Source organism: Micromonospora okii, assembly GCF_020884795.1.
Classification (GTDB): Bacteria; Actinomycetota; Actinomycetes; order Mycobacteriales; family Micromonosporaceae; genus Micromonospora; species Micromonospora okii.
On record NZ_BBZF01000023.1, the window covers coordinates 200044 to 221475 of the forward strand.

23 protein-coding genes are annotated in these 21432 nt (G+C 75.6%); 9 read left to right on the top strand and 14 right to left on the bottom strand.

Translation table 11 applies throughout. The features are described 5' to 3' along the window. The first annotated feature begins 15 nt into the window (after positions 1-15). Positions 16-1470 (top strand): argininosuccinate lyase, encoded by a 1455-nt coding sequence (locus LPU43_RS22900; RefSeq protein WP_229402559.1) that lies wholly within the window; start codon positions 16-18, stop codon positions 1468-1470. Then, on the top strand, positions 1467-2396 hold the full coding sequence (locus tag LPU43_RS22905; RefSeq protein ID WP_229402560.1) for an ROK family protein: 930 nt from the start codon (positions 1467-1469) through the stop codon (positions 2394-2396). Before LPU43_RS22900 ends, LPU43_RS22905 begins: the two co-directional genes overlap by 4 nt. 84 nt (positions 2397-2480) lie before the next feature. On the opposite strand, the gene LPU43_RS22910 is transcribed toward LPU43_RS22905, so the two are convergent. The 3 genes from LPU43_RS22910 to LPU43_RS22920 all read right to left on the bottom strand — a co-directional run bounded on the left by LPU43_RS22910 (position 2481) and on the right by LPU43_RS22920 (position 4631). Next, on the bottom strand, positions 2481-3383 hold the full coding sequence (locus tag LPU43_RS22910; RefSeq protein WP_229402561.1) for a helix-turn-helix domain-containing protein: 903 nt from the start codon (positions 3381-3383) through the stop codon (positions 2481-2483). Between the two features lie 99 nt (positions 3384-3482). Continuing rightward, the gene (locus tag LPU43_RS22915; RefSeq protein WP_229402562.1) at positions 3483-4136 is read right to left on the bottom strand and encodes a lipoprotein; all 654 of its coding nucleotides are present in this window, start codon (positions 4134-4136) and stop codon (positions 3483-3485) included. Positions 4137-4361: 225 nt separating this feature from the next. Further along, positions 4362-4631 carry a hypothetical protein gene (locus LPU43_RS22920; RefSeq protein WP_229402563.1) on the bottom strand — a complete coding sequence of 90 codons (270 nt, stop codon included), beginning with the start codon at positions 4629-4631 and terminating at the stop codon, positions 4362-4364. 204 nt (positions 4632-4835) lie between these two features. Between LPU43_RS22920 and LPU43_RS22925 the strand changes: the two genes are divergently transcribed. From LPU43_RS22925 to LPU43_RS22935, 3 genes are all read left to right on the top strand, one after another. Next, positions 4836-5609: a helix-turn-helix domain-containing protein gene (locus LPU43_RS22925; protein ID WP_229402564.1), complete on the top strand. Its 774-nt coding sequence runs from the start codon at positions 4836-4838 to the stop codon at positions 5607-5609. Continuing rightward, a complete protein-coding gene (locus tag LPU43_RS22930) occupies positions 5606-5800 on the top strand; it encodes a DUF397 domain-containing protein (protein ID WP_229402565.1) in 195 nt (64 codons plus the stop codon). The genes LPU43_RS22925 and LPU43_RS22930 overlap by 4 nt, the downstream gene beginning before the upstream one ends. A gap of 351 nt (positions 5801-6151) precedes the next feature. Then, complete coding sequence (locus LPU43_RS22935) at positions 6152-6370, top strand: hypothetical protein (protein ID WP_229402566.1); 219 nt, start codon at positions 6152-6154, stop codon at positions 6368-6370. Positions 6371-6532: 162 nt separating this feature from the next. Here LPU43_RS22935 and fabF read toward each other — a convergent pair whose 3' ends face one another. The 7 genes from fabF to LPU43_RS22970 all read right to left on the bottom strand — a co-directional run bounded on the left by fabF (position 6533) and on the right by LPU43_RS22970 (position 13487). Next, a complete protein-coding gene (fabF, locus tag LPU43_RS22940; RefSeq protein WP_229402567.1) occupies positions 6533-7759 on the bottom strand; it encodes a beta-ketoacyl-ACP synthase II in 1227 nt (408 codons plus the stop codon). Positions 7760-7761: 2 nt separating this feature from the next. Next, positions 7762-8001 (bottom strand): acyl carrier protein, encoded by a 240-nt coding sequence (locus LPU43_RS22945; protein ID WP_229402568.1) that lies wholly within the window; start codon positions 7999-8001, stop codon positions 7762-7764. 79 nt (positions 8002-8080) lie between these two features. Beyond that, positions 8081-9025: a beta-ketoacyl-ACP synthase III gene (locus LPU43_RS22950; protein ID WP_229402569.1), complete on the bottom strand. Its 945-nt coding sequence runs from the start codon at positions 9023-9025 to the stop codon at positions 8081-8083. Continuing rightward, positions 9022-9981 (bottom strand): ACP S-malonyltransferase, encoded by a 960-nt coding sequence (locus LPU43_RS22955; protein ID WP_229402570.1) that lies wholly within the window; start codon positions 9979-9981, stop codon positions 9022-9024. Before LPU43_RS22955 ends, LPU43_RS22950 begins: the two co-directional genes overlap by 4 nt. Positions 9982-10082: 101 nt before the next feature. Further along, the gene (locus LPU43_RS22960; protein ID WP_229402571.1) at positions 10083-11315 is read right to left on the bottom strand and encodes a PucR family transcriptional regulator; all 1233 of its coding nucleotides are present in this window, start codon (positions 11313-11315) and stop codon (positions 10083-10085) included. Positions 11316-11379: 64 nt separating this feature from the next. Continuing rightward, positions 11380-12108, bottom strand: a complete 729-nt coding sequence (locus LPU43_RS22965) for a response regulator (RefSeq protein ID WP_229402612.1) — start codon at positions 12106-12108, stop codon at positions 11380-11382. Between the two features lie 170 nt (positions 12109-12278). Next, positions 12279-13487, bottom strand: coding sequence for a sensor histidine kinase (locus tag LPU43_RS22970; protein WP_229402572.1), 1209 nt, complete (start codon positions 13485-13487; stop codon positions 12279-12281). Between the two features lie 191 nt (positions 13488-13678). Here LPU43_RS22970 and LPU43_RS22975 point away from each other — a divergent pair, with 191 nt between their 5' ends. Next, complete coding sequence (locus tag LPU43_RS22975) at positions 13679-14218, top strand: hypothetical protein (RefSeq protein ID WP_229402573.1); 540 nt, start codon at positions 13679-13681, stop codon at positions 14216-14218. Positions 14219-14318: 100 nt separating this feature from the next. Beyond that, positions 14319-14633 carry a hypothetical protein gene (locus LPU43_RS22980; RefSeq protein WP_229402574.1) on the top strand — a complete coding sequence of 105 codons (315 nt, stop codon included), beginning with the start codon at positions 14319-14321 and terminating at the stop codon, positions 14631-14633. 146 nt (positions 14634-14779) lie between these two features. On the opposite strand, the gene LPU43_RS22985 is transcribed toward LPU43_RS22980, so the two are convergent. Beyond that, a complete protein-coding gene (locus LPU43_RS22985) occupies positions 14780-15436 on the bottom strand; it encodes a hypothetical protein (protein ID WP_229402575.1) in 657 nt (218 codons plus the stop codon). Positions 15437-15661: 225 nt separating this feature from the next. On the opposite strand from LPU43_RS22985, the gene LPU43_RS22990 reads away from it, so the two are divergent. After that, positions 15662-16267 carry a copper resistance CopC family protein gene (locus tag LPU43_RS22990; protein ID WP_229402576.1) on the top strand — a complete coding sequence of 202 codons (606 nt, stop codon included), beginning with the start codon at positions 15662-15664 and terminating at the stop codon, positions 16265-16267. Between the two features lie 206 nt (positions 16268-16473). On the opposite strand, the gene gltX is transcribed toward LPU43_RS22990, so the two are convergent. The 3 genes from gltX to LPU43_RS23005 form a co-directional block, all read right to left on the bottom strand. After that, the gene (gene gltX / locus LPU43_RS22995) at positions 16474-17883 is read right to left on the bottom strand and encodes a glutamate--tRNA ligase (protein ID WP_255686527.1); all 1410 of its coding nucleotides are present in this window, start codon (positions 17881-17883) and stop codon (positions 16474-16476) included. Between the two features lie 99 nt (positions 17884-17982). Beyond that, positions 17983-19203, bottom strand: coding sequence for an MFS transporter (locus LPU43_RS23000; protein WP_229402614.1), 1221 nt, complete (start codon positions 19201-19203; stop codon positions 17983-17985). A 112-nt stretch (positions 19204-19315) separates the two neighbouring features. Beyond that, positions 19316-20701, bottom strand: coding sequence for a GH1 family beta-glucosidase (locus LPU43_RS23005; protein ID WP_229402577.1), 1386 nt, complete (start codon positions 20699-20701; stop codon positions 19316-19318). Between the two features lie 233 nt (positions 20702-20934). Between LPU43_RS23005 and LPU43_RS23010 the strand changes: the two genes are divergently transcribed. Next, positions 20935-21381: an SRPBCC family protein gene (locus LPU43_RS23010; protein ID WP_229402578.1), complete on the top strand. Its 447-nt coding sequence runs from the start codon at positions 20935-20937 to the stop codon at positions 21379-21381. The last annotated feature ends 51 nt before the right edge of the window (positions 21382-21432 follow it).

Sequence of the window (21432 nt, forward strand, 5' to 3'; positions counted from 1 at the left end):
GAAGCAGAGACCCTGATGGACACACCCGCGCTGACCACCTACCAGCGGCACCACCTGCGGCCGACCTACGAGCACCACGTCGGGCACCTCTTCCCCGCAATGGTGCGGGCCAGCCAGGCGCACGTGGTCATGCTGACCGAGCAGGGGCTGATCCCCGCCGACCGGGGCGCGCGGCTGCTGCGCGGGCTGGCGGAGCTGCGCGCCGACACCGGCGGCGCGCCCGCGTTCGACGGCACCTTCGAGGACACCTACTACCTCATGGAGAAGCGGCTGGCCGAGGCCTGCGGCATCCCCACCTCCGAGCTCGACGTGCAGATGGCCCGCAGCCGCAACGACCTCGACGCCGGGGTCTTCCGGATGCTGCTGCGCGACCAGCTCCTCGGGGTGCTCGACCGGGTGCTCGCCACCGGGGCCACCGCCCTCGACGCCGCCGACCGCTACGCCGACGTGGTGATCACCGGCTACACCCACCGCCGCCCGGCCCAGCCCACCACGATCGGCCACGCCCTCGCCGGGTACGCCGAGGCCCTCGCGGGCGAGGCCGTCGCGTACGCCGACCTCATCGACCAGCTCAACACCTCGCCGCTGGGGTCCTGCGCGTTCGCCGGCACCGACCTGGACATCTCCCCGGCCCGGGTGGCCGAGCTGCTCGGCTTCGGCGGCCTGGTCACCAACTCGTACGAGGCGGTGGCCGGCGCCGACCACCTGGTCCGGGTCGGCACCCTCAACGCCCAGGCCCTCGCCACCGGGGCGCGGCTGGCCCGCACCCTGATGGACTGGCTGAGCTGGCGCTGGGTGACCACCCCCGGCGACTTCACCCAGGGCAGCAGCATCATGCCGCAGAAGCGCAACCCGGTGGTGCTGGAGCACCTGGTCTCGATGGCCGGGGCGACCGCCGCCGACGCCGCGAGCGTGCTCAACAACGTGGGCGCGGCGTGGTGGGAGGACTCCAACAACGCCACCACCGACGTGCAGGTGCGGCTCTGGGAGAGCAACGACCGGGCGTACCGCTTCTTCGCCCTGCTCGGCGGCTTCCTCGCCGAGATCGAGCCGCTGGAGCCGCCGTCGCGGGAGGAGATCGTCGCCTCCGGGGCCACCACCACGGCCGCCGCCGACGCGCTGACCCGGCACGGGGTGCCGTTCCGGGCCGCCCACTCGGTCGTCGGACGGTTGGTGCGCGGCGGCGCGCCGGACACCTGGACCCCCGAGGGCGTGCGCGCGGCGGCCGAGGGCGTCACCGACCGGCTCGGCGACGACGCGATCGGCGACCTGATCGCCGCCGCCGTCCGCCCCGCGCTGGTGCTCGACCGGGCCCAGGCCGACGGGCCGGGCGCGGGCGCGGTCCGGGCCCAGGTGACGGTGCTGCGTGGCACCCTCGACGGCGTCGCCGGCCGCCTGGCGGGCGTGCGGGCCCGGCTCGCCGAGGCCGACGAGGCGCTGGACGCGGTAGCCGCCAAGGCTGCCCGATGACCGTTCGGCTGGTTGGTCGGGCGGGAGAGCCCGCGTCGCTGGCCGGGGACGAGGGCGTGCTGCTCGGCATCGACTTCGGCGGCACGAAGATGGCCGTCGGGGTGGCCGACGGTGAGGGCCGGCTGCTGGCGAGCGAGCGCGTGCCGACGTACGCCGAGAAGGGCGCCCCGCAGGCCCTGGACCGCGCGCTGGAGCTGGCCGTGACCCTGGTGGGTCGGGTCGGCGCGCCGGTCGCGGCGGCGGGGATCGCCTCGCCCGGCGTGGTCCGGCCCGACGGGATCGACCTGGCCCCGAACGTGCCCGGCTGGGACCGGCTCCGGCTGGCCGACGCGGTCCGCGACCGGCTCGGCGTGCCGACGGTGGCCGTCGACAACGACCTGAACGCCGCCGCCCTGGCCGAGCTGCGCTTCGGCGCGCTGCGCGACGCCGACCCGGGCCTCGTCGTCGGCCTCGGCACCGGGGTCGCGGCGGCGGTCACCGTGCGCGGGGCCGTGCTGCCCGGCCACCACGGGGCGGCCGGCGAGATCGGGTACGCCGTGGCCGGCGGCCCGTGGCCGGGCACCATGCTGGAGCTGGACTTCTCCGGCCGGGCGCTGGACCGGCTCGCCGACGACCTCGGGGTGCCGGGCGGGGCGGCCGGGCTGGCCGCCGCCGCCGAGCGGTCCGGCCCGCCCCGCGACGCGCTGGTCGCCCGGGTCGACGAGCTGGCCCGCCACCTGGCCACCTGCTGCCTGCTGCTCGACCCGCAGCGGGTGGTGCTGGTCGGCGGGGTGGCCGGCAGCGACCTGATCCGTGGGCTGCTGGTGGAGCGGCTCGCCGCCGTGCTGCCGTACCGGCCGGACGTGGTGCTCTCCGGTTTCGCCGACGACGCCGCGCTGCTCGGCGCGGTCGTGCTGGCCCGCGAGGCGGTGCCGGCGGCCCGCTGACCGGGAGGCTCCCGCCCGCCCCCCGTGTGGGACGGGCGGGAGCCCGTCAGCGGCCGATCCGCACGGTGGCGGACGCCGGTGGGCTCAGCGGGGCGCGCGGAGGGCGGCGATCAGCCACTCGCCGGCCGGCACCGAGGGCGGGAACGGGGGCTGCCGGTTGAGCACCCCGACGAGCTGCCAGTACCGCTCGACCCGGCGGTCGGTGAAGGTCGCCAGCCGGTCGGCGAGCGCGGCCCGCTCCCGGCCCGGCAGCGCCGGGTCCACGAGGTGCGCCAGCACCGCTGCCGCCTCCGGGGACTCCGGGGCCACCCCGGCGGCCAGCGCCTCCCGGGCCTGCTCCAGGGCCGTGGGCGGCAGCTCCGCACCGGAGTCGCCCGCCGCGCCGGCCAGCGCCATCTCGCGTACCCGCTCGCGGAACGCCGGGTCGGCGACCAGCCCCGCCAGCTCCACCCACGCGTCCACCTCCGCGTCGGTGGGCTCGTCGGGAAGCGCGGGGGGCAGCGCCCGCATCGCGCCGGCCAGGCCGCCCCCCGGCGCGTCGGCGGGCACCCCGGCGAAGACCTCGGCGACGAAGTCGTCGATGATCCGCTGCCGCTCCTCTGCGGAGAGTCGGGCCAGTTCGGTCATGATTCTCAGCTCCTCCGTCGTACTGCCACGTCGTGCGACCGACCGCAGCACCGCCCGGCGCAGCCGCAGCGTGCGGATCTCGGCGTCGAGCGCCCGCACGTGCGCCCCCGCGACGTCGGCAACGCTCTCCTGGCGGTCCAGGATCCGGCGGGCGGCGTCCAGGCCGATGCCGAGGCCCCGCAGGGTCCGCAACAGGTCGAGCCGGGCCACCGCCGGCGCGTCGTACAGGCGGTAGCCGCCTGCGCTCCGCGTGGTCGTCGGCAGCAGCCCGAGGTCGGACCAGAAGCGGATGGTGCGCACGGCCAGGCCGGTCCGGCGGGCGAGTTGCCCGATGGTGTACAGCTCGGTGCGGTCGGTCACCCGCTCAGCGTGCACCTTCCAGCCGCTGGAGACTCAAGCCCCGCAGCCCGCCGGGTTCCGCCGTCCGTGGGGCGGCGGGGGATCAGCATGGGGAGACGCTCAGCGGCTGACCCGCAGGGTGCCCGTGGCGAGCTGGTACGCCGGGAACATCGCCTCGAACTCGCTGGTGTCCATCCCGCCGAAGGTCACCAGGACCGTTCCGCCACCGGGGACGCCCACCGCCAGGGCGCGCTGCCGGTTCGGGCCGCCGCCCAGCCCGTCGGCCTGCACGTAGGTCGCCTCGGCCAGGTCGAGCGGCCCGCGCCGCCCCCGCCGGTACTCGATCTCGCTGACCCGGTCGTCGTCGGCCAGGAACTCCTCCAGCGCGGCGCGCACGTCCCCGGTGCCCTCGTCGACCGCCCAGACCCGCAGGAAGCCCACGTTGCCGGCGGGCTTCGCGTCGACCTCGCAGCGCAGCCGGGAACCGCCCAGCGTGGTCCCGGCCGCGTCGCCCACCGGCTCGGCCGTCCACCGGGCGGGCAGCGAGAACGTGACCGGCAGCTCGCAGGGGGTGCCCTTCGCGCCGACCGTGACGCCCGCCCCGGCGGGGGCCGTGTCGTCGTACCAGGGCGGGCCGGAGACGAAGGGCGACGGTGCGGGGACCGGACCACCCCCGGCCCGGCCGCCCGTCGTTCGTGGCCCATCGTCGGCGCAGCCCGCCGCCGTCGCAAGAATGAGCGCGGCCAGCACCGCCGCGCAGATACGTCGAAACACCGTGCGCACTTCCCCCGTGGTCGTTCGCCGCCCGGTCCACCCGGGACGGCCGATGGATGCTAACGGGTCGCAGGGTGCGCTCCTCGCGCGATCTCAGCGGCCCACGGGTGGCGGTGACCGACCTCGGTCCAGTGCCTAATGGAGCTGCCCGCGTGAACGGGGCACCCGACGGGCGTCGGCGTGGCCGACTTCTGCGGCGGGGCCGCGACCGGCTTCGGTCGAGGGCTAGCGGCGCGCCCAGCGCAGGAAGCGGCGGAACAGCTCGGCGGCCGGGGGCGGGTCGTCGGGGTGCAGCGCCCGCAGGTCGTCGTCGGCGTCGAACATCCGCCAGGCCAGGAAGAGGCACAGGCCGACCCGGTCCCCGGCGTAGGCGGCCAGCAGGTCGTCCCGGGCCTGCGGGCAGGGCCACGGGGCAAGGCACGTCCGGCACAGCCACAGCGGGCGCAGGGGCGGGTGCGGCCGGCGTCGGCCGCCGTCGCATCGGGGGTCTGCCACGCGCTCGCCTCCTGGTCGGTGGGGGAGGGCCGCCCCGCAAGGGGGTACGGGGCGGCCCCGCGCAGGCCCGGCCGCCGGGCATCGCCTCCACCAGCCGGACCGCGTGGTTCCACCCTGGACCCGGTCGGGCCGGACAGGGAGGAGCGCCGGGAGTACGGTGCACAGCGTGACCGATGCCGAACCAACAGTGAGGAGCGGTGAGGAGTGAGCGCATATCTCGCCCTGGTCCTGAAACACGAGCGGGGCAAGCGGGGGCTGACCCAGGACCAGGTCGCCGAGGCGGTGCACGTCTCCGGCTCGCTGATCGCGATGTTCGAGACGGGGCGGCGCGTGCCGCAGCCCGACACGGCGCGCCGACTCGACGAGCTGCTGGGCACCGGCGACCTGTTCGCCCGGATGGCCGTCGAGGCGCGCCGGGACGCCCAGCCCGGCTGGTTCCGCCCGTGGGCGGAGGTGGAGCGGGAGGCCACCTCGCTGCGCTGCTTCGAGCCGGTCATCATCCCGGGGCTGCTCCAGACCGAGGGGTACGCCCGCGCGGCCCTCGCCAGCGGCCTGTTCGTGCCCGAGAAGGTCGAGGAGCACGTCGCCTTCCGGATGGAGCGCCAGGCGCTGCTCGACCGCAAGGAGCCGCCGCTGACCATCTTCGTCATCGACGAGGCGGCGCTGCGCCGGGGCGAGCCGGCGGTGCTGAAGGAGCAGCTCCTGCACCTCGCCGAGGTCGGGCTGCGGACCCGGGTGCTGGTGCACGTCGTGCCCTGCGACGCGGGGCCCTACATCGGTCAGTCGGGGCCGTTCACGCTCGCCGAGGCGGCCGGCGGCGAGCACCTGGCGTTCCTGGAGGACCAGTTGGAGGGGCGGGTGCTCGCCGACCCGAAGCGGGTTTCCACGCTGGTGCGGGCGTGGGAAGCTGTGCGGGCGGTCGCCCTGCCGCGCGACCAGTCGAGAGACCTGATCCTGAAGCAGGTGAACGAGCTGTGAGCACCCATCGCCCCCGCTGGCGCACCGCCACCCGCAGCAACACGAACGGCGGGAACTGCGTCGAGGTCGCCGACAACCTGCCGGGCCTCGTGCTGGTGCGCGACTCGAAGGCCCGCGACGCCGGCACCCTCGCCTTCGCCCCGGGGGCCTGGCGCGCCTTCGTCGCCGACCTCCGCGCCCCCGCCCGGTAGAGCGCCGGATCCGGCAAGGCGCGGCCCGACTTCGGTGGTTCCTGCCCTTGATCAACTCCATGTCGGGGACATCGCGCCTTGCACCGATCCCGGACCCCCCATGTCGCCGACACGGAGTGGAAGGCACCGACCCGGCCCGCCTGAGCCGCTGCACGGCCTCGCCGAGATCCGCCCGCACGAGTTCCGCGTTCCGGTCGACCCGATCCAGGGTGCTCGACACGACGCACTTCTTCGCCGCGTCGGTCGCCCGGGCGAAGGGCTCCACTCGGCCGGGTTCCGCCCCCGCCGACAGGCGCCGCTGCGGCCGAAAACGGAGTGCGGGGCTGTGGGCGGGGTGGAAGGGTGCCGGGCGTGGGAGAAGCACAGGGGTTTGCGTACGCCGAGCGGGCGGACGGGTCGGTGGTGATCACGCACCACGGGCGGGTCGCCGGCACGCTGCGGGGCGGACGGGCGGCGGAGTTCCTCGCCGAGGTCGACGACGACCCGCAACTGGTGATGGCCCGGTGGACCGGCAACTATCGCCGGGGCAACGAACGCCAGGCGCGCCGGCACCCCCGCAACCGCACGTAACTTCCCCGGCCGCGCCCCGGATCGGGGCCGTCCCCCGCGCCGCCTGCTGTCCCCCGCGCCGCCTGCCGCCGCGCGTCCCGCCCGGTGGTAGGGCGGGCGTGCAGCGTTAGGAAGGGCCCCCTGCTATGCAAAAAGCGTTAACAGGGGGCCCTTCCTTACACCTCAGGGGCGGGTGAAGACGAGGGCCACGTTGTGGCCGCCGAAGCCGAACGCGTTGTTCAACGCGGCCGGGATCTCCATGTGCCGCGCCTTGTGGGCGGCCACGTCCAGGCTCAGGTCGGCGTCCGGGTCGTCCAGGTTGATCGTCGGCGGGACGACGCCGTCGCGGATGGAGAGGATCGTGGCAATCGACTCCAGCGCGCCGGCCGCGCCGAGGAGGTGGCCGGTCATCGACTTGGTGGCGGTGAGCACCGGGTGGTCGCCGAGCGCGGCGCGCAGCGCGCCGATCTCCAGCATGTCGCCGACCGGGGTGGAGGTGGCGTGCGCGTTGACGTGCACGATGTCCTCCCGGGCGATGTCCGCGTCGGCGATGGCCTTGCTGATGGCCCGGACCGCGCCCTCGCCCTCGGCGTGCGGCTGCACGATGTCGTACGCGTCGGAGGTGATCCCGGCACCGGCCAGGCGCGCGTACACCCGGGCGCCCCGGGCGGCGGCGTGCTCGGCCCGCTCCAGCACCAGCACGCCCGCGCCCTCGCCGAGGACGAAGCCGTCGCGGCCCGAGTCCCAGGGGCGGGAGGCCCGCTCCGGCTCGTCGTTGCGGGTGGACATGGCCCGCATCGAGGCGAAGCCGGCGATCGGCAGCGGGTGGATGACCGCCTCGGTGCCGCCGACCAGCACCACGTCGGCCCGGCCGGAGCGGATGATGTCCAACCCGAGGGAGATGGCCTCCGCGCCGGTCGCGCAGGCGCTGGCCACCGTGTGCACGCCGGCCTTCGCGCCCAGCTCCAGCCCCACCCAGGCGGCGGGGCCGTTCGGCATCAGCATCGGGATGGTGTGCGGGGACACCCGGCGGGGGCCGGACGCCTCCAGGATGTCGTCCTGGGCGAGCAGCGTGGTGGCACCGCCGATGCCGGAGCCGACGCTGACCGCCAGCCGCTCCGGGTCGACCCCGGAGTCGGCGAGGCCCGCGTCCTCCCACGCCTGCCTGGCGGCGATGATCGCGATGGCCTCGGAGCGGTCCAGGCGGCGCAGCTTGACCCGGTCGATCACTTCGGACGGGTCGACGGCGAGCTGCGCGGCGATCCGCACCGGGAGCTGCGCCGCCCACTCCTGGGTGAGCGGACCCACCCCGGAGCGGCCGGCGAGCATGGCGTCCCAGGTCGACGCGACGTCCCCGCCCAACGGGGTGGTCGCGCCGAGCCCTGTGACGACGACGTCGGAGCGACTCATGATCAGGACTGCGCCGCGATGTAGCTGACGGCGTCGCCCACGGTCTTCAGGTTCTGCACCTCGTTGTCCGGGATCTTGACGCCGAACTTCTCCTCGGCGGCGACCACGACCTCCACCATGGAGAGCGAGTCGACGTCGAGGTCGTCGGTGAAGGACTTGCCCTCGGCCACGTCGTCCGGGCTCACCCCGGCAACCTCTTCGAGGATCTCGGCGAGGCCGGCGGTGATCTCGTCACGGGTCATGGTTGGTGCGTTCCTCTCGATGGTTGGACTCGCCGCGCGCGAGCGCGGCGCGCGCACGGCCCCCGACGGGGGCCGGACATCAGGGGCAGCGGACGACCTGACCGGCATAGGTCAGGCCGCCGCCGAAGCCGAAGAGCAGCACCGGGGCGCCCGAGGGCACCTCCCGCCGCTCGACGAGCTTGGACAGGGCCAGCGGGATGCTCGCCGCAGAGGTGTTGCCGGACTCGACGATGTCCTTCGCGATGATCGCGTCGGGGATGCCGAGCCGCTTGGCGATGCCGTCGATGATCCGGGTGTTGGCCTGGTGCGGCACGAACGCGGCCAGTTCGGACGGGGCGACCCCGGCCTGCTCGCACGCCTTCAGCGCCAGCGGGGCCAGCGCGGTGGTCGCCCACCGGAACACGGTCTGCCCCTCCTGCTTGACGTACGGCCGCCAGCCCTCGATGCGTACCGCGTCGCCCTTGTCGGGCACCGAGCCCCAGACCACCGGGCCGACCCCGGCCGGCTCGTCCTCGGCGGCCGCCGTGACCACCGCCGCGCCCGCGCCGTCGGCGAAGATGATGCAGGTCGAGCGGTCCGTCCAGTCGGTGAAGTCGGAGAGCTTCTCCACGCCGATGACGAGGGCGTTGCGCGACGCTCCGGCCCGGATCGCGTGGTCGACCGTGCCGAGCGCGTAGGCGAAGCCGGAGCACGCGGTGTTGATGTCGAACGCGCCCGGCGCGGTGATGCCGAGCTTCGCGGCGACCCGGCAGGCCACGTTCGGGCTGCGGTCGACGGCGGTGCAGGTCGCCACCACGACCAGGTCGATGTCGGCGGCGGTGAGGCCGGCGTTGGCCAGCGCCTTGCCGGCCGCGGCGGCGGCCATGTCGGCCACCGTCTCGTCGCCGGCGATCCGGCGGCTGACGATGCCCACCCGGTCCCTGATCCACTCGTCGTTGGTCTCGACGAACTGGGCGATGTCGTCGTTGGTGACGACCCGGGACGGCTGGTAGTGCCCCAGGGCGAGGATGCGGCTGCCGGTCATGCGTGACCCCCGATGCGGGCGAGCGGTTGGCCCGGGGCCGAGCCGTGCCGGGCGATGAGGTCGCGCGCGGCGGGCAGGTCGTCGGGCGTGTTCAGGGTGACGGTCTCGGGGACGCCGCTGTCCTTGAGGTCCCGCTTGATGAGGCCGGCGAGGGTGCCGGCCGGTGGCAGCTCGATGCCGCCGGTGACGCCGAGGTCGGCGAGGGCGCGCATGCACAGGTCCCACCGCACCGGCGAGGTGACCTGGCGGACCAGCCGCCGCACCACCTCCGGGCCGTGGTGGACCGCCGTGCCGTCGAGGTTCGACAGCAGGACGCGGGTCGGGTCGGCCGGCAGGACACCGGCGGCCACCTCGGCAAGCGCCGCCTCGGCCGGGGCCATGTACGGGGTGTGGAACGCGCCGGCCACCTTGAGCCGGACCACCCGGGCCTTCGCCGGCGGCTCGGCGGCGAGCTTGTCCAGCCCGTCGATCGACCCGGCGGCGACGATCTGCCCGGCCCCGTTGCGGTTGGCCGGGTGCAGCCCGTGGGCATCGAGGGCGGCGAGCACCTCGTCGGTGTCCCCGCCGAGGACGGCGGCCATGCCGGTCGGCTCCAGGGCGCAGGCGGCGGCCATCTCCCGGCCGCGCACCCCGGCGAGGGTGATGGCGGTCTCGGCCGGCACGACCCCGGCGAGCGCCGCCGCGCCCAGCTCGCCGACGCTGTGCCCGACGGTGAGCGAGACGTCGTGCATCGGCAGGTGCTCGGCCGCGAGCAGCGCGGCGGCAACCAGCAGCGGCTGGGTGCGGGCGGTGTCCTTGATCTCCTCGGCGTCGGCCTCCGTGCCGAGGTGCACCAGGTCGACTCCGGCCAGCACCGACCACCAGCGCAGCCGTTCCCGGGCGCCGGGCAGGTCGAGCCAGGGTGTCAGGAAGCCGGGCTTCTGGGAACCCTGGCCGGGAGCGAGTACGGCGAGCACGCCTATGACTCTCCCGGATACTCGTCGGTCACGTTGGTGCCGAGGGCCACCAAACCACACTAGGACGTTTGGAGGAACCCTACAAACATCGGCGTGGCGGGTTAGGCGTTTCTGTTGCTTTGTCGACCGGAGGGCGTTATTGGCTGATTCGGGACGACCGGGGCCACCGGATCGAGCCGGCCCACCGTCAGCGCCACCTGGAGGGCGAACGCGTCCCGGGGCACCAGCGGCGAGAACCCGGTCACCTCGGCGATGCGCCGCAGCCGGTAGCGCACCGTGTTGGGGTGCACGAAAAGGGCCCGCGCCGCGCTCTCCAGCGTCCCGCCGGCGGCGAAGAAGGCGTCGAGGGTCTCCAGCAGCTCCCCGTGGGCGCGGGCGAGGACCGCGTACACGTCGTGGCGCAGCCGGCGGCGGGCCTCGGCGTCCCCCGCCAGGGCCCGCTCCGGCAGCAGGCCGCCGGCCGACACCGGGCGCGGCGCGGTCGGCCAGGCCGGGGCCGCGCGGAACCCGGCCAGCGCGGCGCGGGCCGAGTCGGTCGCCTCGTCGAGGCTCGGCACCGCCGGGCCGACCACCACCGGCCCGTCCCCGAACGCCGGCAGCAGCTTCCCGGCGGCCGCCACCGGGTCGGCCGCCCCGCCGAGCACGATCACCAGCCGGTCCCCGTGCACCCCGCCGATCACCTCGACGTCGATGCGCCGGGCCAGCCGGTAGACGGTGTGCAGCACGGCGGCCACCTCGCCACCCGGCGAGCGGCCCACCGCCACCGCCACCGGCGGCGCGTCCGACCAGCCGAGCGCGGCGGCCCGGCTGGCCAGCACGTCCGGGGAGTCCCCGCGCAGCAGCGCGTCGACCAGCAGCGCCTGCAACCGGGCGTCCCAGGAACCGCGCGACTCGGCGGCGCGGGCGTACACCCGGGCGGCGGAGAACGCGATCTCCCGGGAGAAGCGCAGCACGGCCTCCCGGAGCTGCTGCTCCTCGCCCTTGGCGGCGAGGGCGCCGACCTGCTCCTCCACCACGTCGATGGTCACCTTCACCAGCGCCACGGTCTGCTGGAGGGTGATCGAGCGGGCCAGGGCGAGCGGCGCGGCGGCGAAGACCTCGTCGGAGACCTCCTGGGTGCTGTCCGTGCCGCCGCCGCCACGCAGCCACTGCACGAGCGACCGGGCGCCGGCCTGGGCCACCAGCATGACCCAGGACCGCTGGTCGGCCGGGAGCGACCGGAACCAGGGCAGCGTCTCGTCCATCCGGGCCACGCTGGCGGTGGCCAGCGCCCCGGCCGCCCGTTCGATGCGGCGCAGCGTGGCCGACAGCTCGATCCCGTCCGGCTCGCTCACCCCCCCAGCCTGGCAGAAAGGAAGGGCCCCCTGTTAACGCCCCCGGTAGAGAGGGGCGCCCCTCTCACCTCCGAGCCCCCTGCTCGGGCGGGGGCGGAGGCGTGGGCGGGGGCGCGCCGGATGGGGGCGCGCCGGGCATGGTTGGGGGCGGTGCGGGCAGGGCGAGGTCCTGGGCCAGGATGGCGGCCTGCACGCGGCTGCGCAGGTCGAGCTTGGCCAGCACCCGGCTCACGTGGGTCTTCGCGGTGCTCTCCGCCATCGTCAGCCGCTCGGCGAGCTGCTGGTTGGACAGGCCCAGCCCGAGGCAGGCCAGCACGTCGCGCTCGCGCGCGGTGAGGGTGGCCACCGCCGCCCGGGTGGCGGCGGGCGGCCCGGGGGCGGTGGCGGCGAACGCGCTGATCAGCCGCCGGGTCACGGCCGGGGCGATGATTCCCTCACCCCGGGCCACCGTGCGGACGGCGGCGATCAGGGCCGGCGCGTCGGTGTCCTTGAGCAGGAAGCCGGCCGCGCCGGCCCGCAGCGCGCCGAAGACGTACTCGTCGAGGTCGAAGGTGGTGAGCACCAGCACGTCGGCGAGGCGGCCGGCGACGATCTCCCGGGTGGCGGAGATGCCGTCGAGCCGGGGCATCCGCACGTCCAGCACGGCTACGTCGGGGCGCAGCTCCGCGCAGAGCCGCACCGCCTCCTCCCCGTCGGCCGCCTCGCCGACGACCTCGATCCCCGGCGTTGCCGCCAGGATCAGCGCCAGCCCCGCCCGCACCGCCGGCTGGTCGTCGGCGAGGACCACCCGCACCGCGCCGTCCGTACCGCCGCCGGAGGCGACCGGCCCGCCGGGCACGACCGGCCCGCCGCGCGCGACCGGACCCTCTGGCCCGCCGCTGGAGGCCCCGGAGGCGGACGGCCCGCCGGGGGGCACCGGGCCGTCCGCCGTGCCGCCGGAGGGACCGGGGGCGGCCGGGGCGGTCACGCCGGCTCCCCGGTGGGCAGCTCCGCGCGGACCCGCCAGCGCCCGTCCAGCGGGCCGGCGGCGAATTGGCCGCCCAGCAGCACGGCGCGCTCCCGCATCCCGATCAGGCCGGCGCCCGCGCCCGGCAGCGCGGCGCCGCCCGCCCGGACCGGGTTCGTCACGGTCACCGCCACCTCCACCGGCCGGTACGCCACCGCCACCTCCGCCTCGCCCGCGCCGTGCTTCAGCGCGTTGGTCAACGACTCCTGCACGATCCGGTACGCCGCCAGGTCCACCCCCACCGGCAGCGGCCGGGCCTCGCCGGTCACCTCGGCCCGGACGGCCAGCCCGGCGGCGCGCATCCGGTCCACCAGCCGGTCCAGCTCGTCGAGGCGGACCCGGGTCGCCTCCTCGGTCGGGTCGACGGCGCGGCCCGGCGCGGGCTCCCGCAGCAGCCCGACGAGCTGCCGTAGCTCCGCCATGCCCTGCACGCTGTTCTCCCGGATCACCCGCAGCGCCGAGGTCACCTGCTCGCCGCTCAGCTCCGGCACGGAGAGCGCGGCGGTGGCGTGGATGGCCACGGCGCTGAGGTGGTTGGCCACCACGTCGTGCAGCTCCCGGGCCATCCGGGCCCGCTCGGCGTGGACGGCCTCCCGCCGGTCCAGCTCGGCCAGCCGGGCGGTCTGCTCGGCCCGCGCCCGTTCCGCCGCCGCGCGCGCCCGCTCGGCCGCCGCCTGGTCCCGGTACTGCCGCACGCTGATCCCCGTCAGCACCGGCATGACTCCGACCAGCACCACCGGCGCGGCGAAGCCCACCGCGCGCCACGTGCCGGCGACCAGCACCCCGGCGACGGCGGCGAGCAGGCTCAGCGCCACGGTGCCGCGCAGCAGCCAGCGCCACAGCCGGGGCGAGCCGTAGACGCAGGAGTCGTAGAGCACCTGGGTGTAGATCAGCGCGGTGCCGATGGTGGGGCCGAGGGCGGTGTCGACGAGGAACGCCGCCGTGCCGAGGGCCAGGCCGGTGCGGGTGGCGACCCGGCGCAGGCCGACCGCCAGCGAGACGGCCAGCAGCGACGGCAGCAGGGCCGCCGTGGGCACCCCGGGCGGGGGAACGACTACCAGGTTCACCCCGAGGGCGAGCAGCGCCAGCCCACCGGCCAGGGAGACGGCGGCGAGCGCCACGTCCCGGCCCAGGGTGCCCGAGCCGAGCCACGGTGGCGGTCGCATGGCCCGATCCCACCACACCCGCCGCCGCGCGGGCTCCGACCGGGGCACGAGGCCGCCTCCGCCGAAATAGGTACGGCCCGCCGCGTCGCCGGGTGGGTCCGCCCTTCGGCGTACCCGGATCTCGTCGCGCCGGTGGAGGCCGGGGCCCGCCGCGGCCGACAGGCTCGTATCCGAGGAAACGGGAGGTACGCGTGCTGGTCGCGGTCATCGTCGGGTGTGAGATCGGGTTCTGGGTGGTGCTCGCGGCGGGGCTGCTGGCCCGCTACGTGCTGCGCCGGCCGCGCCTCGGCGCGGCGCTGCTGGTCTGCGTGCCGCTGGTCGACGTGGTGCTGCTCGCGGCGACCGCGCTGGACCTGCGGCGCGGGGCCACCGCCGACGTGACCCACGGCCTGGCCGCCGCCTACCTCGGCTTCTCGGTGGCCTTCGGCCACTCGATGGTGCGCTGGGCCGACCAGCGCTTCGCCCACTGGTTCGCCGGCGGGCCGCCCCCGGTCCGCCCGCCGAAGCACGGCTGGGCCCGCGCCCGGTACGAGTGGCGGGAGTGGGCCAAGGGGCTGCTCGGCTGGGCGGTGTCCTGCGCGCTGCTCGGCGCGGCGATCCTCTACGTCGGCGACGCCGAGCGCACCGCCGTGCTGCGGAGCTGGATCCTGACGCTCACCGTGGCCATCGTGATCTGGCTGGTCGCGTTCCCCGTCTGGGAGACGGTCTTCCCGAGCCGCCCGAAGCGCTGAGCCGGTACGCGCCGTACGCGGCACCCGCCGGCCCCAGTACGGTGTCAGGGCGCGCGAGCCAGCAGCCGGCCGGCGCGAGGGCGAGCGTGAGGAGACCGGGATGGCGCACGGCGAGGCCGAACACGGCTGCGCCCAGGGGGAGCCGTGCCGGCCGGGCCACCACGATCCCCAGGCGGCGGGCAAGCACCGCCGCCCGCCGGGGCCGGCCCACCCCGCCGAGGCGACCGGCCGCGCCGAGGACGACGCCCCGCTGCCCCGCCAGCGCACCCCCGAGCCGTCCGCCGAGGGCGAGTCGGGGCGCTCCGCCGCCTGCCGCAACGACCTGCCGGGCTGGGCCGGCGCGCACCGGCACGGCCCGGTCCGCCCCCGGCACCGGGCGCTGCGCCGGGAGCGCCCGCCGCAGCGCTGGTGCTGAGCGGGGCCTGACCGCCCGGCCCCCTACCGGTCCCGCGCGGGCCCGCCCCTACCGGCCCTGCGCCGCCTCGACCGGCCCTGCGCCCCGACTGCGCCGCGCCGGTCAGCCGTGCGGCGGGTCAGTGGGTCAGTGGGTACGGCGGCGGGTCAGCGGGTACGGCGGCGGATCAGCAGCGCGATCCCGGCCAGCCCGAGGGTGATCAGCACCATCACCCCGACGTTGACCAGCAGGAGCCGCTGGAGTTCGCCGAGCACCTCGTCGAGGCCCTTCGCCGGCTTCGTCGACTCGTCGGAAAGCACCCGCTCGCCGCCGCCGATGCCGCCGCTGACCGTGTCGACCTGCGGCTCCAGCGGCACCCCGGCCGCGCGCAGCGTCTCGGACATGGTGAGCCGGCCGAGGTACCAGCCGGCCTTCACCTTGTGCGGGGAGCCCGGCTGCTTCGCCGGCTGGTACACCCGGGGCCCGCCCTTGGCCAGCGGGTAGAGGTCGTACGTCTGGGTGGGGGCGTCCCCGGCCAGCACCACAACCGTGTACTTCGGGCCCCGGTCGGCGGGCTTCGGCCCGGAGTCCGACCGGATGCCCTTGAGCCAGTTCACCTGGTCGACGACCGCGACCACCTGGGCCGGGTGGGTGCCGGCGCGCAGCCGCAGCGGCTCGGTCAGCCGGTCGCCCGTGATGTCCACCCCGGCCGGTGGCTTGGGCTTCGGCGCGGCCTGTGCCGGGCCGGCCAGGCCCGCCGCGAGCGCCGTGGCCAGCAGCGCCCCTACCGCCGTGATGATGAGCCGCCTCACCTGTCGGACCATCGCCGCCTCCTCGCCCCGTCGATTTGGATGGCTTCGCTGCAGGTCACGCGTCTGGTCGGTCGACGGCGGTGACCATGCCCACAGGGCGGGTGCCCACCTCAAGACTGTGCGGAACGTCGATCGGTTGCAGCTCGACAATCAGGAATTGGAACTATTTGCGATCTCGGCCCGACTAACGAGTCCACCGTAGATCAGCGGGCGGATAGTACCTTTACGGAGGTGTACATGGGGGGAAGGTTCCCACGCGCGGCGCGTACCTGGATGGTCGCCGTCGGCGTGGCGCTCGGTGTGTCGCTCGTGCTGCCGGCATCGCCGGCAGCCGCGCACAACTCGCTGACCGGCAGCGATCCGGCCAACGGCGCGCGGGTGGCCGCCGCGCCGAAGCAGATCGAGCTCCGCTTCCTGGCGAAGCTGAACCCGGATACGACGAAGATCACAGTCGTCGGGCCGGGCGACGTGGCCGCCCTCGGCGGCGAGCCGACCTTCTCCGGGTCGCGGGTGAAGATCCCGTTCGCGCCCGGCGCGGCCGGTCCCTACGTGGTCAGCTACCAGCTCGGCTCGGCCGACGGCCACCCGATCAAGGGCCAGGTGCGGTTCACCCTCACCCCCGGCCCGTCGCCGTCCCCGGACGCGGCCCCGACCGGCGTCGCCCCGACGCCGGCCGCCTCGGCCACCGCCGCCCCCTCGGCGGCGCCGGTCGCGGCCGAGGAGGACGACGGCGGCGCTACCGGCTGGGTCTGGGCGCTCGGCGGGCTCGCGCTCGTCGCCGCCCTCGCCGCCGCCCTCCTCCTGCGCCGCCGCCGCCCGCCGGGCTCCGGGCCGACCCGCTGACCGGCCCTTCGACCGCGTCGGGCTCCGGGCCGGCCTGCTGACCGGCCTCCGGGCCGGCCTGCTGACCGGCCTCCGGGCACACCAGCGCGGGGTGCGCGCACCGGCCCGCTTCGCCGCGTGCGCACCGGCCCACCCGGCCGCGTGCGCAGGCGCGGACGACGAAGGGGCCCGCCGGACGACCGGCGGGCCCCTTCTCGCGTACCGGATCAGGGCAGGCGGAGGCGGGCGGCGCGCAACCGGGCGAGGGTGCGCTCCCGGCCGAGCACCTCCAGCGACTCGAACAGCGGCAGCCCCACGGTGCGGCCGGTGACCGCCACCCGGACCGGCGCCTGCGCCTTGCCCAGCTTCAGGCCCCGCTCCGCGCCGACCGCCTCCAGCGTCGACTTCAGCGACTCGGCGTCCCACGACCCCAGCGCCTCGTACGCGGCGACCGCCGCGTCCAGCAGCTCGGCCGCGCCCTCCTTCATCGCCTTGGCCCACGCCGCCTCCTCGATCAGCGGCGAGGCCAGGAAGAGGAAGTCGACGTTGGACACGATCTCGCTGAGCACCGCGATCCGGGTCTGCGCCAGCGGGGCCACGGCGGCGAACGCCTCGGCGTCGAACTCCTCCGGCTGCCACGGCGGCGGGGCGATCGTGTCGGTGCCGGTCAGCCACGGCCGGCACGCCGCGGCGAACTCGTCCACCGGCAGCGCCCGGATGTACTCGCCGTTGAACGCGCGCAGCTTCTTCTCGTCGAAGAACGCGGGGGAGGGGTTGACCTCGTCCAGCCGGAACTCCTCCTCGATCACCGACCAGGGCACGATCTCCCGGTCGCCGGAGGGGGCCCAGCCCAGCAGCATCAGGTAGTTGCGCATCGCGTCGGCGAGGTAGCCCTCGTCCCGGTACGCCTCCAGGGCGACCTTGTCGCGCCGCTTGGACAGCTTCTGCCGCTTCTCGTTGACGACCACGGGCACGTGCGCCCAGATCGGCGGGGTGACGCCGAGGGCGTCCCACAGGAGCTGCTGCTTCGGGGTGTTGGGCAGGTGCTCCTCGGCCCGGATCACGTGGGTGATCCCCATCGTCATGTCGTCGACGACGTTGGCCAGCAGGAACACCGGCGACCCGTCGCCCCGGGCGATGACGAAGTCCTCGATCAGCTTGTTCTCGAACGTCGGCTCGCCGCGGATCAGGTCGACCACCACGGTCGTACCCTCGTCGGGGGTGCGGAAGCGCAGCGCCCGCCCCTCACCGGCCGCCAGGCCCCGGTCCCGGCAGAAGCCGTCGTAGCCGGTGTACTGCGAGCCGGTGCGGGCCTGCACGGCCTCGCGGGTGCAGTCGCAGTAGTACGCCCGGCCGCCCTCGTGGAGGCGCTGCGCGGCGGCGCGGTGCTCCCCGGCGTACGACGACTGGAAGTAGGGGCCCTCGTAGCTGTCCCGCGCGATGCCGATCCACTCCAGCGCGGAGAGGATGCCTTCGGTCCACTCGGGCTTGTTGCGGGCCGCGTCGGTGTCCTCGATGCGGAGCACGAACACCCCGCCCTGCTGCTTGGCGAAGATCCAGTTCTGCAGGGCCGAGCGGGCGCCGCCGACGTGGAACATACCGGTCGGGGAAGGGGCGAAGCGTACACGTACCGTCACGTCCCCAGCCTACGGCCGCCGTCGACGGAGTAAGGAAGGGCCCCTTGTTAACGCTTTCTGTATAGGAAGGGTCCCTTCCTTACACCCGACCCCAGGCGGTCAGGGGACGCTGCGTATGCGGAGCACCAGGGCGCTGCCGAGCAGGGTGACCGCCGCCGTGACCGCGTACAGCGTCGGGTAGCCGCCGAGGTGCACCACGATCGGGGCGGAGAGCGCCGGCCCGAGCACCTGCGGCGCGGAGTTGGCAATGTTGATCACCCCGAGGTCCTTGGCCCGGTCCGTGGCCGCCGGCAGCACCTGCGTGATCAGCGCCGCGTCGACCGACAGGTACACGCCGTAGCCCGCGCCCAGCAGCAGCGCGGCGATCACCGCCGTCGACCAGACCGGCGCGGCGGCCAGCAGCGTCGCGGCCACGGCCATCACCACCCCGGAGACGATCACGTACGCCTTGCGGCGGCCGGAGCGGTCGGACAGCCGGCCGGAGACCACGGCCGTGAGCGCCGTGCCGAGGGTGTAGAGCAGGATCAGGATCAGCAGCCCGCCCTCCGGGTCGGGGTGGCGCACCCCGTCGGCGAGGAAGTACAGCAGGTAGAGCGTGCCCAGCGCGTTGCCGAGCTGCACCAGGAACCGGGTGATCCAGGCCCAGGCGAAGTCGGGGTGCCGGCGCGGGTCGACCCACATCGAGGCGAGCAGCGCGCGCGCCCGCAGCGCCGGGCGGTGCCCCCGGGGCAGCGGGTCGTCGGCGGTCAGCAGCGCGAACGGCAGCGACAGCAGCAGTACGGCCGCCGCGACCGCGACGTAGCCGGCGGCGTTGCCCGTCACCAGCGCGGTCACCAGCACCGCGCCGAGCACCAGGCCGAGCGACTGCGGCACCCCCACCCAACCGGAGACGCCGCCGCGCTGCGCCACCGGCACCCGGTCCGGGATGCCGGCGGTGAGGCTGGCCAGCATGGCGTTGAAGCAGACCTGCGCGGCGACCCAGCCGAGCGCCACCCCGGCGACGGTGTCCTGCCGGGCGAGCAGCACCAGCGCGAGGGCCCCGAGCACCGCGCCGCCGGCCGTCCAGACGTGGCGGCGGCCAAGCTCCCGGCCGGCGAGCCGCGGGCGGGTGCGGTCGGACAGCGCCCCGGCGAGGGGGTTGGCCAGCACGGCGGCGAGCGCGCCCAGGCCGGTGACCAGCGCGAGCGCGCTCTCCTTGTCGCCCGGGGCGATCCGCTCGACCTGCTGGGGCAGCAGCACCTGGATCGGGGTGAAGAAGGCCATCCACACCCCGAGGTTCGCCGCGAAGATCAGCGCGATCCAGCCCCGCCGCACCGGCACGGTCGGCTCGGCGAGCGCGGCGGGAGGCGGCGCGGTGGGAGGCGGGGCAACCGGCGGCGGCGCGGCGGGAAGAGGCGGGGTGGCCGGCGGCGGGTCGGCGGCGGCCACCGGCCTACTCCGTCGACGGCGACGCGGGGCCCGCCGGCCGGGTGACGGTGTCGCGGAACCAGGCGTACGAGGACTTCGGGGTACGGGCCTGCGTGGCGAAGTCGACGTGCACCAGGCCGAAGCGCTTGGTGAAGCCCTCTGCCCACTCCCAGTTGTCCAGCAGCGACCAGACGAAGTACCCGGTGACGTCCACCCCGTCGTCGATGGCGGCCCGCACGGCGCGCAGGTGCCCGTCCAGGTAGGCGATCCGCTCCGGGTCGTGGACCCGCCCCTCGGCGTCCGGTACGTCGTCGTACGCGCAGCCGCTCTCGGTGACCTGGATCGGCGGCAGCCGGTCGCCGTACCGCTCGCGCAGGCCGGTGAGCAGCTCGCGCAGCCCGTCGGGGGCGACCGGCCAGCCGAACGCGGTGCGCGGGTACCCGGCCAGCTCCACCAGCTCGAACGGCAGCGGCGAGCCCTCGTCGGGGGCCCGTACCCCGGTCGGGTTGTAGTAGTTGACCCCGAGCACGTCGATCGGCGCGGCGATCACGGCGAGGTCGCCGTCGCGGACGGCCTCCGGGTTGGCGCCGGGCAGGTCGGGGTAGCCGAGGCCGAGCAGCGGGTCGGTGAAGAGGCGGTTGTGCAGCGCGTCGTACGCGGCGGCGGCCCGGTCGGCGTCGCCTCTGCCGTCGGCGGCCCGGTCGGCGTCGGCGTCGCCGGCCACGCTCACGGGCGAGTAGTTGTTGGCGATGGCCACCGGGCTCGCGGTGCGGGCGCGCAGGGCGGCCACGGCGAGCCCGTGCCCGAGGAGCTGGTGGTGGGCCGCCGGGAACGCGTCGAACAGCAGCGCCCGGCCGGGGGCGTGCTCGCCGGTGCCGTACCCCATGCTCATGTGCACGAACGGCTCGTTGAGGGTGATCCAGAGCTTGACCCGGTCGCCGAGCCGGGCGGCGACCAGGTCGGCGTACTCGGCGAAGCGGGCGGCGGTGTCCCGGTGCAGCCAGCCTCCGGCGTCCTCCAGCGGCTGCGGCAGGTCCCAGTGGTAGAGCGTGGCGACCGGGTCGATCCCGGCGGCGGCGAGGTCGTCGACGAGCCGGTCGTAGAAGTCCAGGCCGGGGGCGTTGGCCGGCCCGGTGCCGCCGGGTTGGACGCGGGGCCAGGCGACCGAGAAGCGGTACGCCGAGACGCCGAGCCCGGACATCAGCGCGACGTCCTCGGCGTGCCGGTGCCAGTGGTCGCAGGCGACGTCGCCGGTGCTGCCGTCGGCGACGCGCCCCGGGGCGTGGGCGAACGTGTCCCAGATGGACGGTCCGCGCCCGGCGGCGGTCGGCGCGCCCTCGATCTGGTACGCGGAGGTGGAGACGCCCCAGCGGAATCCGGCCGGGAACGGGGGCAGCGGCTCGGTGGTCATGCGCCCTCCAGGCGACGTGAGTTCCTCCGACGTGCGCGGGGCGCGACACGACGACGTCCGCGAACGCGAAACATGCTCGGACTCTAGGCCGCGCCCGCGGGTCGCGCCATAGGCCGACGACGATCGAAGCGCAAGGGCTGTCGGCGTGTCTTTTCCGAAGAAGTCCCCTTACGTCCGATTTGGCGCATAGAGTGCGGAATATCGCGGATGTCCTCAGTGGGGGAAGATCGAAAATGATCCTCGTGGAACGCAGTGCGCACGTGGCGGCGCCGGTGGAAGCGGTCTGGGAAGTCGTCCAGCGGGCCGAGCAGTTGCCGGCCTGGCTGGCCGGGGTCCGTGCGGCCGAGGTCCTCTCGGGGGAGGGCTTCGGCCGGCGGCAACTGGTCCAGGCCGGGCGCGGGTCGGCGCACGAGGCCGAGGTGATCGCCTACCAGGAGCCGACCCTGATCGGCTGGCGGGAGCGCGCCAAGGGCGCCGGTGCCCGGGCGGAGGCCCGCACCGAGATCTACGTCCAGCTCACCGCCGACGAGGAGGAGGGCGGGACCATCGTGCGGCTCATCGTCGTACGCTGGCCGGCCGGGCCGGTCAAGGCCGCCCTGCTCCGGCTCGGTCTGCGTCGGGTCGGCGCCGACCTGGAGGACTCGCTGGCCCGGCTGACCGACCTGGCCGCCGTCGGCTGACCGGGCCCGTCCCGGCGTCACCCGCGATGGAGATGGCCCGGCATCCCCGCC

What these genes read in the sequence shown, in the direction of transcription:
- LPU43_RS22900 (WP_229402559.1), top strand. Translation starts at nt 16, where the DNA reads ATGGACACACCCGCGCTGACCACCTACCAGCGGCACCACCTGCGGCCG.
- LPU43_RS22905 (WP_229402560.1), top strand. Translation starts at nt 1,467, where the DNA reads ATGACCGTTCGGCTGGTTGGTCGGGCGGGAGAGCCCGCGTCGCTGGCC.
- fabF (WP_229402567.1), bottom strand. Translation starts at nt 7,759, where the DNA reads ATGAGTCGCTCCGACGTCGTCGTCACAGGGCTCGGCGCGACCACCCCG.
- LPU43_RS22945 (WP_229402568.1), bottom strand. Translation starts at nt 8,001, where the DNA reads ATGACCCGTGACGAGATCACCGCCGGCCTCGCCGAGATCCTCGAAGAG.
- LPU43_RS22950 (WP_229402569.1), bottom strand. Translation starts at nt 9,025, where the DNA reads ATGACCGGCAGCCGCATCCTCGCCCTGGGGCACTACCAGCCGTCCCGG.
- LPU43_RS22970 (WP_229402572.1), bottom strand. Translation starts at nt 13,487, where the DNA reads ATGCGACCGCCACCGTGGCTCGGCTCGGGCACCCTGGGCCGGGACGTG.
- LPU43_RS22980 (WP_229402574.1), top strand. Translation starts at nt 14,319, where the DNA reads ATGGCGCACGGCGAGGCCGAACACGGCTGCGCCCAGGGGGAGCCGTGC.
- LPU43_RS22985 (WP_229402575.1), bottom strand. Translation starts at nt 15,436, where the DNA reads ATGGTCCGACAGGTGAGGCGGCTCATCATCACGGCGGTAGGGGCGCTG.
- LPU43_RS22990 (WP_229402576.1), top strand. Translation starts at nt 15,662, where the DNA reads ATGGGGGGAAGGTTCCCACGCGCGGCGCGTACCTGGATGGTCGCCGTC.
- LPU43_RS23005 (WP_229402577.1), bottom strand. Translation starts at nt 20,701, where the DNA reads ATGACCACCGAGCCGCTGCCCCCGTTCCCGGCCGGATTCCGCTGGGGC.
- LPU43_RS23010 (WP_229402578.1), top strand. Translation starts at nt 20,935, where the DNA reads ATGATCCTCGTGGAACGCAGTGCGCACGTGGCGGCGCCGGTGGAAGCG.